This is a genomic window from Microcoleus sp. Pol7_A1 (assembly GCF_036701085.1).
Lineage (GTDB): Bacteria > Cyanobacteriota > Cyanobacteriia > Cyanobacteriales > Microcoleaceae > Microcoleus > Microcoleus asticus.
The window spans coordinates 35,044-52,109 of the sequence record NZ_JAUBQD010000055.1 but is presented as its reverse complement, the minus strand read 5'-3'; the positions used below and the strand labels follow the sequence as shown (position 1 = coordinate 52,109).

Genomic DNA, 17,066 nt, shown 5'->3' with positions numbered 1-17,066 from the left:
TGAGTCATTTTTTTTTGTTTTCAAGTCCTATATTTTGAAAAATTTTCGATGAGGCGATGGTACCTGCGGAATGTGGGTTTCAATTGTTGGGTTTTCTTTCGGATTATTAGAGAAGGCGAACATATTGTCATGGTGTGAGAGAATCAGGATGGCACCGAGACTCCGTTAGTAATGCCTAACCACGATCAAAGAAAATCAGGGACACTGAGAGCAATTTGTACTCACGCGGGAATTTCTAGAGAGGAATTTTTAAGAGGTTATGCGCAAATTTGAGTGGAAATGCTATCTATCATAACACTTGAAATATGTCAAATTATCGATTTCCAGAAGTTTTCAATTTTTCAATTCGCCTTTTAGCTGAAACATGAACAAATCAAAAAGACGCAAAAATCAGTGGTTAAATGAACTAAACGACATCATTAGAGGTGCATCGGGCGGCTTTTTATTCGGCATTCCGCTGCTTTATACGATGGAGGTTTGGTGGATCGGTTCGCATACGAACCCAGCGGAAATGTCGATCGCGATCGCAACTACTTGTATCGCCGTTTTCTTGCTGACTCGCACTGAAGGTTTTCGCAAAACTAAAGGCATCCGCTGGCTAGAAGCTGCAATCGATAGCGTAGAAGCAATCGCTATCGGCATTGTTTGTGCGGCTTTTGTCCTGTTTTTGCTCAGGGAAATTACGCCGGAGACTCCGCTGCAAGAAACTTTGGGTAAAATCATCTTTGAAGGGCTGCCGTTTGCCTTGGGAGTGGCCCTGGCAAGGGGTTTTTTGAGCGGCGATCGCTATCAAAGTTCAGACAGCGAAAAGGAACCTACCATTAATCCAACTTTAGCAGATATCGGCGCTACTTTAATCGGCGCGACTATCATTGCTTTTAGTATCGCCCCAACTGACGAAATTCCCATGCTAGCGGCAGCGATTTCGCCGCCTTGGCAATTAGCAATTATCGCCGCTTCGCTGCTCATTTCTTACGGTATTGTATTTGTAGCAGGCTTTACTTATCAAGCCAAAAGGCAGCACCAGCAAGGGATTTTTCAGCGTCCCCTCAGCGAAACTGTCATGGCGTATTTAGTGTCGCTGGTGGCTTCTGCATTTATGATGTTTTTCTTCCACAAACTCAGTTTTGACGACCCGTGGTCGATTTGGTTGAGCTATACGTTAGTATTGGGATTGCCGGCGACTATTGGCGGCGCGGCGGGGAGGTTGGCGGTATGAGTGAAAGTAATAATGAACAGCAAAAAAAAAGAACTCCTGCTGAATGGGTGACATTTGCGATCGCCTGCTCGATCCTTTTTACCCTCACCGGACTCGTACTCTACAACTGGCTGACTAAAAAGCATGAACCTCCGATTATTTCTGTCACTCGGAACACGCCAACTCGCGAAAATCAAGGGCAATTTTACGTACCTTTTACAGTGACCAACACGGGCGGCGAAACAGCCGAATCAGTGCAAATTATTGCCGAACTGCGCGTCAACGGCGAAGTCTTGGAATCCGGCGACCAGCAAATTGATTTTTTGTCAAGCGGCGAAACTCAAGAAGGAGCTTTTATTTTCAGCCGCGACCCCAGTCAAGGTGAGTTGATTATGCGATCGAGCAGTTATAAACTACCTTAGTAGTGCTAAATAAGTAATGATACATCAGTGCTATGTACAAAATAGCACATAGCACCGATGTGATTTTCTAGCGATTAGGAAAAAGACAAGGTTTTTCCGGTAGTCTCCTAGAAGTAATGATGCTAGATTAGCAGTAGTTCTTGCTAATATATCCCTGACAATGCCTCTTTGTCCTAACTGTTCTTCTTGCCAGACAGTCAAAAACGGTCGCATTCACAACAGTAAACAGCGGTTTAAGTGTGTTAAGTGCGATCGGCCATTCGTAGAATATCCGCATTCATAAGGTGATTGAGCAGGAGACACGAGAACTAATTGATCGATTGTTGTTAGAACGTATTTCACTTGCCGGGATTGCTCGTGCGATCCTGATTTCTCAGCAATGGCTCCAACCCTACGTTAATAAGAAATATGCTGGGGTACCCCGAAGCGTGGATTGAAGCCGTAGGAGAAGCAAGTTATTTACCTGTATCCTTTTTATCCCGATTTAAATCCGATTAAAAGCAGAAGAGTCTCACCTCAAAAAAGATCTACGTTGGGTTGGTGCACGTAAGTAATTACACCTGAGTGTCAGCACTTGTGGACGGATTCGACTCGATCGCTCTCACATCTCTCACAAATTGGTTCACTCGTTGTAGTTACTGTACCTCATACGGTTGAAAACCGCTATAAACGAAGGTGGGCGGGGCGGGTTTTAAAAGGGCAAAATCTCTCCTAGCGATGATTACGGGCTAAACCCGCCCCACAGACCATTTATGTTGTTTTGCGCCTATCTACTTAGCTGGGGATGTGTTATCATCAAAAATATAAAACTTAGATAAAAAGGGTAATATGTTTTACAAAAGTTCAGACTTTTTTAAGATACTTAACGAAAAAATACTTTTTTCTAGTTTCAATATTAATTAAAGAAACAAAACAATATTTAGCCAAACTGCCCCCACTATTTACTTTCGCACAGCATCAAATACTGTTAACAGAGATACAATATTTATGAATATCAAGGCAAATTACAAACTAATAGAAAAAATTAGTGAAGGTTTAAATACAGTAGTTTATCGCGCAGAGAGGAGGGAAGATCAGACTGCTGTGATTATCAAAGCCCTGATCGCAGAATATCCTACTCTCGAAGAGATTATGCAATTGAGACATGAATATGAAATCTCCCGACATCTCAATTTAGAAGGTATTGTCAAGCCCTATGGATTGGAAAATCATCATCATGGTCTAGCACTGATATTGGAAGATTCAAAAGGAGAAGCCCTCAAAAACTTTTTGAATGGTCGCAAACTTGAACTCAAAGAGTTCTTAAAAATTGCAATTCAGTTAGCAGATACTCTGGGTAAGTTGCATGATAACAAAATTATTCATAAAGATATTAAGCCGACAAATATCATCATCACTCCTGCTACGTTAGAAGTAAAAATTACTGACTTTAGCATTGCCACGCGCTTGTCTAGAGAAACCCAAACACTCAGCCATCCCACTTTACTAGAAGGCACAATCGCCTATATCTCGCCAGAGCAAACAGGGCGAATGAATCGCTCAATTGACTATCGGACAGACTTCTACTCTTTAGGTATCACATTCTATGAAATGCTGTGCGGTGAATTACCATTTAAGGCTACAGATCCGATGGAATTAGTTCACTGCCACATCGCGAAACAGCCGACCCCACTCTGGGAAATTATGGCAAAAGAGCAAAACAGCAGACTAGAATTTACGAGCGATAATCCCACATCTAAAATTCAAAATGGTAAGATTATCAAAGCAATTTGTAACATAGTGATGAAATTATTAGCCAAAACTGCTGAAGATAGATATCAAAGTGGTTATGGTCTCAAAGCGGATCTAGAACAATGTCTACATCAGTTACAACAAACTGGAAAAAATTGTAACTTCATTCCGGGTGAGCGTGATAAGTCCGGTCAATTTCTGATCCCACAAAAACTGTACGGACGAGAAACACAAGTAGCCACTCTAATGGATGCTTTTGATAGAGTTAGTGCTGGAACAGCCGAGGTCGTGCTAGTTTCCGGTTACTCAGGAATAGGTAAATCTTGCTTAGTTTATGAAATCCACAAACCCATTGTCGGAGCAAGGGGTTATTTTATCGCAGGTAAGTTTGACCAATTTAAACGGAATATTCCCTATGGAGCCTTAATAGAAGCTTTTGAAGAACTAATTCGCCAAGTATTAACAGAAAGCCGGGAAAAAATCCACTTTTGGAAACAGAAGATTTTAAATGATTTAGGCAAAAATACTAGAGTTATAATTGACGTTATTCCAGAATTGGAATTGATTGTTGGTGAGCAACCAGAAGTTTCTAAATTAGGAGCCAGCGAATCACAAAACCGTTTCAATCTTGCCTTTAAACAATTCATTCATGTTTTTACCCAAAAAGCACATCCGCTAGTTTTATTTTTAGATGATTTACAGTGGGCAGATTCTGCTTCTTTGAAATTGATTCATGTGCTGCTAACTGACCCAGATAGCCAATATTTATTGGTGATTGGAGCCTATCGAGATAACGAAGTCAGCGCAACTCATCCGTTAATGCAGACCTTAGATAGTATTTATTCATGCGGGTCAATAATAAATAATATCATTCTCCAACCGTTGACACTTAGTACAGTAAATCAATTAGTCGCTGATACCTTGGGTGACAACAGATCATCAGCAGCCCCTCCTCTTACTTGTTTTTCCAAGCAACACGGAGAAATTGAGCAAGAAAGTTTGCTTGCTAAAAACAATAACAATGAAATAGAAAAGTGCAAGTTATTAGCTGAGTTAGTTTACAATAAAACTCAAGGCAATCCCTTTTTTACAACTCAACTGCTCACCTCCCTTTACGCAGAAAAACTGTTGACATTTGACTTCAGGATGGGCAGATGGCAGTGGGATATGGGGCAAATTCAAAGTCTTGCGGTCGCAGATTATAATGTCGTCGAACTCATAGCCAAGAACATTCAAAAACTGCCTCCCGACACCCAGAAAGTTTTAAAGTTAGCAGCTTGTGTTGGCAACAGGTTTAATTTAGACGTTTTAGCAATAGTAAGTGAAAAATCTATATCAGAAACGGCATCTGCTTTGTGGGATGGGCTTCAGGAAGCCCTAGTTTTACCCATCGGGGAAAGTGCCTCAAAACTTTCTTTACTCTTCAATGGTAATGAATCATTGATAATGGGTAGTGGTGAAGGAACGCAATCAGAAATTAATACTTACAAAGTATCCTATAAATTTTTGCACGATCGCGTGCAGCAAGCGGCTTATTCTCTGATTCCTTCTGAGGAGCAAAAAGCTACGCACCTAAAAATTGGTCAACTACTATTAAAGAATACACCTCAAGACGCACTAGAAGAAAATGTTTTTGATATAGTTAATCAGCTAAATATCGGATTAGAATTCATTACCGAGCGAGAAGAAAAACACAAGCTGGCTCAATTAAATTTAATAGCGGGTCGAAAAGCCAAAGCAGCGTCAGCTTATGAAGCTGCTGTCATGCAATTAAGAGTAGGGTTAAAACTCTTAGCAGAAAATAGTTGGCAGAGTAACTACGATCTGACTCTAGCACTCTATGTAGAAGCGGTGGAAGCAGAATATCTCAATACCAATTACGAAAAGTCAGCTACTCTTGCTGAAGTTGTTCTGCAACAAGCTAACACCTTACTCGAAAGAGTGAAAGTATACGAGTTACAAATCCAGTTTTATATGGCCCAAAACCAGATGTTAAAAGCCATTGATACTGGGTTGCAAGTGCTGGATATGCTGGGTGTTTCCTTGTCAAATAATGAGGGTGATGGGGGTTTTGTGGTTGAGTTGCCAAACCTCGCAGACTTAGAAAATTTCCCTGAAATGACAGACCCGTATCAATTAGCAGCCTTGCGGATACTTATGAGCGTTATTTCTTCTGCTTGCACAGTCAAGCCAGATATTGTGCCACTGCTTGTACTTACCCAAACCAAGCTCTGTGTTGAACGGGGTCATTCATCACTGGCTGCTTTTGCTTATGCTTTTTATGGAAATTTTATATATTCAATGAGTGGGGATATAAATGCAGCATATCATGCAGGTCAGTTAGCTTTAAAGCTGTTGGATCAATTTAATGCTAGAGAACTTCAATGTAAAGTCTGCAATTTATTTCATGGTGTGATCAGACCCTGGAAGGTTCATATTAAGGACACATTAACATCACTAAGGGAGGGGCTACAAAGTGGACTGGAAACTGGAGATATAGAATATGCGGGCTATAATGCTACTGTCTATTGCTCTGGCATCTTTTTGATGGGGGAGCGGTTAGATATAATAGAAGAAGAGCAAGAACAATATCTTAATTTAGTATTCAAACTAAAACAAGACTATTCTATCTACTACATCCAGATATGCCACCAACTGACTCTAAATCTTAAAAATGAAGCTGAGGCAAAATATCAGTTGGTTGGCAAGAGTTTTAATGAAACACAAATGTTGCCTGTTTTAATTGAAACTAACAATAGAATTTTGCTATTTATTGCTTATCTCGCCAAAACGATTCTCTTTTATCTATTTAAAGAACATAAAAATGCTGTTGCTAACGCCAGTTTAGCAGCAGAACACGCAGTTAGTGTCATGAGCATGGTAGTTTCTGCTGCTCACAACTTTTACTATTCGCTGGCTCTCCTTGCTCAGTATTCCCAAGTTTCAAGCTCGGATCAAAAAGAATACCTTGCTATTGTAGAAGCTAATCAACAACAAATGCAGAAATGGGCATTTAATGGTCCATCTAACTTCCAGCATAAATATGAGCTTGTAGAGGCTGAGAAAGCACGCATTCAAGGGCAAATTGCAGAAGCAATGGAATATTATGACCTGGCTATAACGGGAGCTCAAGAACAAGGATACATTCAGGAAGAAGCACTAGCATCGGAACTAGCAGCCGAGTTTTATTTCTCCCTAGGCAGAGACAAGTTTGCTCGCATCTATCTGACACAAGCTTACTACGGGTATATTCGTTGGGGAGCTAAAAATAAAGTTAAAGATTTAGAGTCTAGATATCCTTTGGTATTTTCCGAGATGCTGATGCGAGAATCCAGAGGCATAGAGATTAATAGAACAACAACATCGACCATTGGAGGAAATTCGGCGGTTTTGGATTTGTCCACTGTTAACAAAGCATATCTAGCCTTGGCTGAAGAAATAGTTCTTGATAAGTTGCTAGATAAGTTACTTAAAATTGTGATGGAAAATGCAGGAGCTACAACAGGGTGCCTGATCTTAGAAAAAGATGGAAAATTAGTTATAGAAGCTACAGGTGTTGTGGAGAGAGATGTGGTTGTATTGTGTTCAGAATCACCCGTAGAAAACAGTGATAATCTGCCCATTACCATAATTAATTATGTAGGAATAACTAAAGCAAATGTGGTTTTAAATGATGCAGCAGTGTCACAAAGATTCATAAACGATCCTTACATCATAAAAACCCAACCCAAGTCAATATTATCTATGCCTATTATAAATCAAGGCAAGCTAATTGGTATTCTTTACCTGGAAAATAATATAACAACTGGTGCTTTTACAATGGAGAGGCTGGAATTATTAAAAATACTTTCTTCACAGATAGCTATATCCCTTAAAAATGCGATGCTCTATGGGAGATTGGAAACCGCTACTCAAAACTTGACAACAGCTAATGAACAATTAGAGGATTACAACCAAACCCTTGAACAAAAAGTAGAAGAGAGGACTCAGCAGTTAAAACAAAAAAATAGCCTGCTGAGAGAACAAGCAATTCAACTTGAACTTACCCTAAAAGAATTGCAAGCGACACAGACTCAGCTAATTCAAACTGAAAAAATGTCAAGCCTGGGGCAAATGGTTGCTGGTATCGCTCACGAAATTAACAACCCAATTAACTTTATATACGGCAATATTACCCCCGCTAGCGACTATTTTTATGACTTGCTGGGGTTGCTGAATCTCTATCAGGATCAATTGCCTAATGCCACTCCTGAAATTAAAAAATTTGCAGAAAATATTGACCTGGAATTCTTAATTTCCGATTTTCCTAGACTGCTTGATTCGATGCAGCAAGGGGCAGAACGCATCCGCCAGATTGTCTTGTCGCTGCGGAATTTCTCGCGATTGGATGAGGCAGGAATGAAACGAGTAGATATCCATGAAGGGCTCGATAGCACTCTGCTACTGTTGCAAAATCAGCTAAAAGCTAAGCCCGACCATCCTGGAATTGAAATTATTAAAGAGTATGGTCAGATCCCTGAAATAGAATGTTACGCAGGCTTCCTGAACCAAGCATTTATGAATATACTCAGCAATGCGATTGATGCTATAGAGGAATCATTAGTGACTTCTCGTATAGCATCAACCCACAATAAAAAATCACAAGTTCGTATTCGTACCAGACTCATAAATACTAACCAAGTAGAGATTCGGATTGCCGACAATGGAGCGGGGATGACAGAGGAAGTAAGCCAGAAGATTTTTGACCCTTTCTTTACTACAAAACGTGTCGGCTCTGGCACTGGTTTGGGATTGGCTATTAGCTACCAGATTGTAGTAGAGAAACATCATGGTAGGCTGACTTGTATTTCCGCTCCTGGACAGGGAGCAGAGTTCGTGATTGAGATTCCTCTCAAGCAGGGAACTGAGCGCTTGGGGGGGGCTAAAGCCCAACTACGTACCTGACTTAAGGGTTGATTCAAAGTACGTACGTAGTTGCGCTTCAGCGCTCTTTGGGGGCTAAAGCCCAACTGCTTCAGCGCTCTTTGGGGGCTAAAGCCCAACTACGTACCTAAATGTAGATGAAATATTGACCGCGCTCGCACAGATATCGAGATTAACATATATCATAAAGTGATTAGGCGATCGCAGCAAAAGTCTACCGAGGGTGGGTTATTGGGTTGTACTCGGTGCTATCAACGGTCATTTGGGGAGGACATTCTTCAAATAAGTTCACCCTTTTAAGTAGGGTCTGCTATTAACTCCGCAACTCTTATGGGAACGGAGCAAAAAACTCAAAAAAACTCAGGATTTCCCTATCTAAGGAAGAATAAAATGCTAGGTAATTTCCCAGATACTTGCATTCACCAGCTATTTGAGTTCCAAGTAGAGCGCTCGCCTGACGCTATTGCAGTAATTTTTGAAGCGAAGCAGCTAACTTATCAGGAGTTAAACTCCCAAGCTAACCAGTTGGCGAATTATCTGAAGACTCTCGGTGTCGGGCCAGAGGTATTGGTCGCAGCCTGTGTGGAGCGCTCTTTAGAGATGGTAGTAGGTCTGTTGGGCATTCTTAAAGCTGGCGGAGCTTACGTGCCACTAGATCCGCATTATCCGCAAAACAGACTCGCGTTCATGTTGGAACATTCCCAAACGCCTGTGTTGCTTACACAACAGCATTTAGTCGAGTCTCTTCCCGAACACAGAGGACACGTCATTTGTTTAGATGGGAATTCAGAAACAGTAGATCGCTTCACAGAGGAAAACCCAGACAGTGGGGTGACACCGGATAATTTAGCTTATGTGATTTACACATCCGGCTCTACTGGTCAACCGAAGGGAGTAGCGATCGCGCATAGCGGTGCAGTCAACACGCTCATCGATATTAACCAACGCTTTGAAGTCGGAAGTAGCGATCGCGTCTTAGCTCTATCTTCCCTCAGCTTCGACCTATCGGTATATGACATTTTCGGCTTGCTAGCTGCCGGAGGAACCGTTGTAATCCCCCAACCCTCAGCATCGCCAGATCCCGCTCACTGGGTTGATGCGATGGCGCAATCACAAGTCACCATCTGGAACTCCGCACCCGCCTTGATGCAGATGCTTGTGGATTATGCCGCTGCTAATAGCAAAGATTTACCATCATCTCTGCGCTTAGTCCTTCTCAGCGGTGATTGGATACCGCTGACTTTGCCAGATCAAATCAAAGCTTTAATCAAGAGTGAATTGAATCAACCCCTCCCCAACCCTCCCCTTGCTAAAGGGAGGGAGCTAGATGGGACTGAGTTGGCATCTGGTGTAGGCAAACTTTCAACCCCCGCTGTTATCGGCTTAGGAGGTGCAACCGAGGCTTCTATCTGGTCGATTTTATACCCCATCGAAACTGTTGACCCAGCATGGAAAAGCATCCCTTACGGTCGGTCAATGACTAACCAACATTTTTACGTGCTCAACGAAGCAATGGAGCCGTGTCAAGAGGGAGAAGTAGGGGAGCTTTATATTGGAGGAATCGGTTTAGCCAGATGCTATTGGCGAGATGAGGAAAAAACCAGCAAACGCTTCATCACTCATCCTCATACAGGCGATCGCCTATACTGTACAGGGGATCTGGGTCGCTATCTACCCGATGGCAACATTGAGTTTCAAGGCCGCATTGACCATCAAGTTAAAATTCGCGGCTTCCGCATCGAACTCGGCGAGATTGAAGCAGTGCTGGGGCAACACCCAGACTTGCAGGTAGCAGTAGTAGCAGCACAAGAGGATGTACCCGGACAGAAGCGTTTGATAGCTTATGTTGTTTCCAAAGTTACCGCAGAACGTACACCCTTCAAAAGTGAGTGTTTAGCAGAATTTGATGGCGATCTCTCCCTTAAACTACACACAGAAGATATATCCATCGGTGGTATCGGCGTGGTTGGGGTTCCCGATGATTGGTCAAGAGGTAAGCAGGTTCGTCTGCGCCTCGTACTACCCGGAAATACCGAAGAGCAATGTTTTGAGGGAACTGTTGCTTGGTGTGAGGGAAATCAGGCAGGGATTGAGTTAGCTCTCACACCCACTGAAGAAGCTGTAATTCAGCAGAGCATAGATGATCTGTTAGAAACCCAAGGCTTCTTAAAATTTTTGCAACGCACCGTCGCAGGAAAGTTGCGTAACTTCCTGAAAGATAAGTTGCCCGAATACATGGTGCCCTCCAGCTTTGTGTTCCTGAAAACCTTGCCGCTAACGCCCAACGGCAAAATAGATCGGCAGAAGCTATTAGCGCCTGCGGTTAAAATTTCCGAAGTACGACAAGATTATGTAGCACCTCAAACTCCTGTCGAAGAGGTAGTGGCAGGAATCTGGGCTGAAGTGCTGGGACTAGAGCGAGTCGGTATTCGCGACAACTTCTTAGAATTGGGAGGTCACTCTCTGCTAGTCACGCAGATTGCAACTCGAATGCGAGACACCTTCCAGGTGGAATTACCCTTGCGTACCCTGTTTGAGTCTGCCACAGTAGCGGATCTTGCTCACAATCTGGAAATCGCCAGTCAAAAAGCTGCCATACCCCAAGCTCCGCCAATTCAAGCAATTTCCCGGAACCAGGATTTGCCTCTGTCCTTCAGCCAGCAACAACTGTGGTTTCTATGTCAACTGGCTCCCGATATACCTTTCTATAACGAACCGATTACCATTCGCCTGCCTGGTTCCGTCAATATTGTCGCACTAGAGCGTAGCATCAGCGAAATCATCAAGCGTCACGAAATTTTGCGAACGACCTTTGCTCTGGTAAATGGGCAACCAGTGATGGTGATTCAAGATGCTTTTAATTTTGCTTTGCCAGTGGTGAATCTTGAGGAATTTCCAAAGGCAGAACGGGAGACTGAAGCCTTGAGGCTGGCAACTTTGGAAGCGAAGCAGCCTTTTGACCTCGCCCAAGGGCCGCTACTGCGGGGTACTCTCCTGCAGTTGGGCGAGGCAGATTATAGGTTGTTCCTGACCATACACCACATCGCGATCGATGCTATTTCTCTGTACAGCGTCTTGTTGAAGGAACTCGCGGAACTCTACACCGCCTTTTCTTTAGGCTTGCCATCGCCCCTCCCAGAACTGCCGATTCAGTTTGTGGACTTTGCCTACTGGCAGCGACAATGGCTACAGGGCGAAGTGCTGGAAAACCAACTCAGGTACTGGAAGCAGCAACTAGCGAATCTGCCAACACTGCAATTGCCTACAGACCGGTCGCGATCGCCAATGCAAACATTTCGGGGTGCAAGGCAATGTCTAGCGCTACCCCTGAGCCTAACCGAGATGCTTAAGGATCTGAGTCGTAGGGAGGGTGTCACCCTGTTTATGACTTTGATGGCAGCATTCCAAACCTTGCTCTACCGCTATACAGGGCAGACCGACATTCCTGTGGGTACTGCTGCCAACATCCGCAACCGACAAGAGCTAGAGGGGATGATGGGTTACTTCCTCAACACTTTAGTAATGCGTACTGACCTTTCTGGCAACCCCAGTTTTGAGGAACTACTGGTGAGGGTACGGGAGGTGACATTAGGGGCTTATGCTCACCAAGAATTGCCCTTCCAGAAGCTAGTGGAAGAAATACAGCCAGAGCGGCATCTGAGCCATAACCCTCTATTTCAAGTCGCATTTGTCCTCGAACCCCCGCTTGCGGAAATGGATGGGTGGACGATTAGCCAGCTAGATGTCGATACCGGCGCGGCAAAGTTTGATCTGTACCTTGAGCTTGATCAGAGACCATCGGGCATCATTGGTCGCCTTGAGTACAACACTGACTTATTTGATGCGGCAACCATCACCAGGATGTTGGGGAATTTTCAGACTTTACTCGAAGGCATTGTCGCTAACCCTGAGCAGAAAATCTCGGAGTTGCCCCTCTTAACTGAGTTTGAGCTGCAGCAATTAGCGGCGTGGAATCATACCGAAACCGATTACCCTAAAGATGTTTGTATACACCAGTTGTTTGAAGAGCAGGTAGAGCTCACGCCCGATGCTATTGCATTAGTCTTTGAAGATCAGCAACTTACCTATAAAGAGCTCAACCAACGAGCGAATCAGTTAGCGCACCACCTGCGGAATTTGGGTGTGAGGCAAGAGGTATTGGTTGGTATCTGTGTAGAGCGATCGCTAGAAATGGTGGTGGGGCTTCTTGGCATTCTTAAAGCTGGTGGGGCTTATGTGCCGCTAGACCCGGCTTATCCCCCAGACCGTTTAGCTTTCATGCTAGAAGATTCCTCTGTACCAGTGCTGCTGACTCAGGCGCAGTTAGTTGAATCTATTCCCAAACATCAAGGGCGTATCGTTTGCCTAGACACAGACTGGGAAATCATTGAGCGACAGAGTGAGGAAAACCCTGGATGCAGCTTAACCCCTGAGAACCTGGCTTATGTGATTTACACTTCGGGGTCTACAGGCAGACCAAAAGGAGTTCTAGTGGCGCACTCTGGGCTAAGCAACCTAGCTACAGCACAGATGCGGATCTTCAATCTGCAACCTAACAGCCGTGTCCTCCAATTCGCCTCTGTGAGCTTCGATGCCTCGATCTGGGAGGTGGTCATGGCTTTGAGGGTAGGAGCGACGCTAGTAATGGGAACGCGGGACTCCCTGCTACCTGGAGCAGCTCTGATTCAGCTATTGCGCGACTATGCGATCGCGACTGTTACGCTACCACCATCAGTGCTAGCGGTACTGCCCGCCAATGAACTACCAGCGTTGCGGACAATAATAGTCGCTGGAGAAGCCTGCTCCCGGGACCTCATAGCCAAATGGTCATCAGGTCGTCGGTTCTTTAACGCTTATGGGCCGACCGAATCCACAGTCTGTGCCACCATCGCCGAATGTACCGATAGTCAAGAGCTACCGCCAATCGGTCGGCCCATTGCCAACACGCAGGTCTATATTCTAGATGCCCAAAAACAACCTGTCCCGATCGGCATTCCGGGAGAATTGTATATTGGCGGTGCTGGTTTAGCGCGGGGCTACCTCAACCGACCCGACCTAACAGCCGATCGCTTTATCCTCAACCCTTTTAGCCATGAACAAGGCGATCGCCTCTACAAAACTGGCGACTTAGCCCGCTACCTACCCGACGGCAATATAGAATTCCTCGGTCGCATCGACCAGCAGGTTAAAATTCGCGGCTTCCGCATCGAACTCGGCGAGATCGAAGCGGTATTGAGCCAACACCCGGATGTACGAGAGTCTGTAGTTATCAAGCGGGAGGATGCGTCCGGCAATCAGCGCCTAGTAGCTTATATTGTTTCCCACCTCAGACCAGAACGTACTCCCTTCAACAGTGAATGTCTGGCAGAATTTGACGGGAATCCGGCGGTGAAACTTCGCACGGAAGACATTTCCATCGGTGGCGTCGGCATACTGGGCGTACCAGATAATTGTGGGCCCGGTCAAACCGTCCGCCTGCGCCTGCATCTGCCCGGATTCGATGAGGAACTATGGTTGGAGGGAACTGTAGCTTGGTGTCGGAGAAACCAAGCAGGGATTGAATTGGCTCTGGGTGCGATCGAACAAAATCTTTTTCAACACAGCATAGAGTATCTTCTGGAAACTCAGGGTTTCTGGAAAGTTTTGCAACGCACAGCAGTCGGCAGTTTACGCAATCTTCTCAAGCAGAAGCTGCCCAACTATATGATGCCCTCCAACTTTGTGTTTTTGAATGCTTTGCCGCTGACACCCAACGGCAAAATAGACCGCAAAGCGCTGCCAGAGCCAGATACTTTTAACCCACAGTTGGATTATATTCCACCCCAGACTGAGATCGAAGATGCGATCGCTACAGATTGGGAACAAGTATTACACCCAGAAAAAGTTGGTGTCGATGATAATTTATTGGACATCGAACTGGGCGAGATCGAGGCGATATTGAGCCAACACCCGGATGTACGAGAGTCTGTAGTTATGAAGCGGGAAGATGCGTCCGGCAATCAGCGCCTCGTAGCCTATATCGTTTCCAACCTCACACCAGAACGTATTCCCTTCAAGAGCGAGTGTCTGGCAGAATTTGACGGTCATCCAGCGGTGGAACTTCGCACAGAAGACATTTCTATCGGTGGCGTCGGCTTAGTGGATGTGCCAGATACTTGTGGGGCGGGTCAAACCGTCCGCCTGCGCTTGCGTATGCCGGGTTCCGGTGAAGAGCGGTGGTTGGCGGGAAGTGTGGCTTGGTGTCGGGGAAACCAAGCAGGGATTGAGTTGGCTCTGGGTGTGATCGAACAAGATATTTTTCAACAGAGCATAGCGTATCTTCTGGAAACTCAGGGTTTCTGGAAAGTTTTGCAACGCACAGCGGTGAGGAGTTTACGCAATGTTCTCAAGCAGAGGCTGCCCAACTATATGATGCCCTCCAGCTTTGTGTTCTTGAATGCCTTGCCGCTGATACCTAATGGCAAAGTAGACCCTCTGGCGCTACCAGTTCCAGATGCTCTTAACATAGAGTTAGAAACAACTTATGTTGCACCGCAGACCGATATCGAGCAAGCGATCGCTACCGTTTGGCAACAGGTATTACACCTAGAGAAAGTAGGTGTCGATGATAATTTCTTCGATTTAGGCGGTCATTCATTACTGATGGCTCAGGCTCAGAGTAAACTGAAAGAAGCGCTCGACAGAGATGTTTCAATGATGGAGATGTTTAAATATCCAACCATCAGCTCTTTGGCAAAATATTTAAGTGAGGAGCCAGAGGAAAAATCCTCTATTGGGCAAAGTCGAGAACACATTAAAAAACAAAAAGAAGCAATCAATCGCCAAAAGCAAAAACAGCGCTTCCAAGGAAAGAATAAAAATGGATAAATATGAAACTCCCACTCTATAGAAGGTATCACTCGCTATACAGTGGGGTGACACCGGATAACTTAGCTTATGTAATTTACACATCCGGTTCTATTGGTCAACCCAAGGGAGTAGCGATCTAGCATCGCAGTGCTGTCAACACGCTCCAAGACATCAACCAGCGCTTTCAAGTGGCAGCAGGCGATCGCACCCGATCAGGATCGCTGACCCTTGCTCTTTCGGAGCTTACGCTTTTGAACCCCCAACTGCCCTTAAAACCCACCAAACTTACGCACTTACGGATTTTGGTTCATTCGTCGAAACTGTCTAAGGTAGATTAAACTACAAATTTTTGATTGGTAAAAAAGTTTGTAGTAACTCTTGACAACTCTCTGAGTATCGTGTAATTATTCTGAGAATCGCCTTTCTTTGAAAGGTGAGAGTGTCAAAAATAAAAATCGCAAGTTAGCTTAAATACATCAAAGCAACAAAGTTTTATGTGGAGTCTAAAACTTTGACCCATTGCTTTCATTTTTAATGTGTAAGTGCTAAAAGCTGCCAATCTACTAGATACTCTAAAAACACTGGTACTGGTTAATTTACCATTCGATTGCGATCGCACGCTTGCTCTGAATCCTGACAGATAACTTTTCGAGAAAACCACATGGCTTTATATACAGAAAATGCCCAACCAGAAGGTGAAAGCTCATCGTCAGCGCTACTAGAAATAATCTATGGGTATAAAAGAACCCAGGCTCTTTTTGTGGCGGCTAAACTGGGAATTGCCGATATTCTGAGTAACGGCTCTCAAACTGCCGATGAACTTGCCAAAGCTACCAATGTAAATTCTCGTAGCCTTTATCACCTGATGCGTCTGCTAGTAAGCATGGGTATCTTTACTGCGGAACAAAATGACAAGTTTAAGTTAAATCCTATGGGGAAATACCTGCTAACTGGTACTTCTGATTCTTTACAAGGTACAATTCTGGCAAATGGTGATGAAGGTTATAAGGCATGGGGTAATTTACTCTACGGTGTAAAAACAGGAGAATCCGCATTTGAAAATTTTTTCAAGATGAGTTTCTATAGCTATTGGAAGCAAAATTCGGAAGCGGCAGGAAATTTTAATGAGTGGATGAAAGAGACAACAAGAGAGTGGATTCTTCCGATTTTTGAAGCTTATAATTTTTCAGAAGTTATAACACTTGTGGATGTGGGAGGAAACATTGGTACTTTAACAGCTTTTATTCTTAATAACAATCCCAAAATGCAAGCCATTTTGTTCGATAGGGAAGACGTTGTTGTCGGTGCAAATCAGGTTTTGGAAGTGGCGGGAGTTAAAGATAGGTGTCAAATCGTGGGAGGAGACTTTTTTGATTCCGTTATCGGTGGTGGCGATCTTTACTTACTCTCTCGCGTTCTCCTTAATTGGGACGATACTGATGCGATTAAAATTCTTAAGAACTGCTACCAAGCTATGACAGCTAAAGACCGGTTGATGGTTGTTGATTTTATGTTACCTTCAGGAGAAATTTCCCCACTTATTGGTGTGAACAGCCTAAATTTGCTCGCTTTGTGCGGGACTTTGATGCGTACAGAGGATGAATTTTATAATTTACTTTCATCATCGGGATTCAAAGTGACTAATATCATAAAAACCAAAAGCCCAGTAAGTGCGATCGAGGCGAAACGTGCTTAAAAAGAAGTTGGTCACAAGGCAAAAGAGCGTGGCTTGCGAGCCTAGCGTAAATTGTAGAATCAATGAATTTTCATCACAATTTGTGTGAATTTTTCTGTGAATTCAACGCAGGAGTCAGGAGCCCAGAAGATAGTTTTTTCAAAACACGCAATCAATCAAACAGGGTGCAAGTCAAGTGTCAATTACAGCTCCGATTGAAGAACTACTACATGAAGAAGCTAACCAGCTCGCCTATTGGAAGCAGCAA

The 17,066-nt window shown here is 44.1% G+C and carries 6 protein-coding genes and 1 pseudogene; all 7 read left to right on the top strand.

Annotated elements, in window-relative coordinates; genetic code table 11:
• Positions 1-364: 364 nt before the first annotated feature.
• The 7 genes and pseudogenes from QUA20_RS24675 (at position 365) to QUA20_RS24655 (ending at position 16,819) form a co-directional block, all read left to right on the top strand.
• On the top strand, positions 365-1,219 hold the full coding sequence (locus QUA20_RS24675) for a TIGR02587 family membrane protein (protein WP_333191947.1): 855 nt from the start codon (positions 365-367) through the stop codon (positions 1,217-1,219).
• The gene (locus tag QUA20_RS24670; protein WP_333191946.1) at positions 1,216-1,620 is read left to right on the top strand and encodes a TIGR02588 family protein; all 405 of its coding nucleotides are present in this window, start codon (positions 1,216-1,218) and stop codon (positions 1,618-1,620) included. The genes QUA20_RS24675 and QUA20_RS24670 overlap by 4 nt, the downstream gene beginning before the upstream one ends.
• 160 nt (positions 1,621-1,780) lie before the next feature.
• Complete coding sequence (locus QUA20_RS32130) at positions 1,781-1,903, top strand: IS1/IS1595 family N-terminal zinc-binding domain-containing protein (RefSeq protein ID WP_445304709.1); 123 nt, start codon at positions 1,781-1,783, stop codon at positions 1,901-1,903.
• Between the two features lie 704 nt (positions 1,904-2,607).
• The gene (locus tag QUA20_RS24665; RefSeq protein ID WP_333191945.1) at positions 2,608-8,295 is read left to right on the top strand and encodes an AAA family ATPase; all 5,688 of its coding nucleotides are present in this window, start codon (positions 2,608-2,610) and stop codon (positions 8,293-8,295) included.
• Positions 8,296-8,664: 369 nt separating this feature from the next.
• Positions 8,665-15,141, top strand: coding sequence for an amino acid adenylation domain-containing protein (locus QUA20_RS24660; RefSeq protein WP_333191944.1), 6,477 nt, complete (start codon positions 8,665-8,667; stop codon positions 15,139-15,141).
• 47 nt (positions 15,142-15,188) lie between these two features.
• Positions 15,189-15,260, top strand: a pseudogene (locus QUA20_RS32125) (AMP-binding protein); the annotation flags it as partial.
• Positions 15,261-15,784: 524 nt separating this feature from the next.
• On the top strand, positions 15,785-16,819 hold the full coding sequence (locus tag QUA20_RS24655) for a methyltransferase (protein WP_333191940.1): 1,035 nt from the start codon (positions 15,785-15,787) through the stop codon (positions 16,817-16,819).
• Positions 16,820-17,066 lie beyond the last annotated feature (247 nt).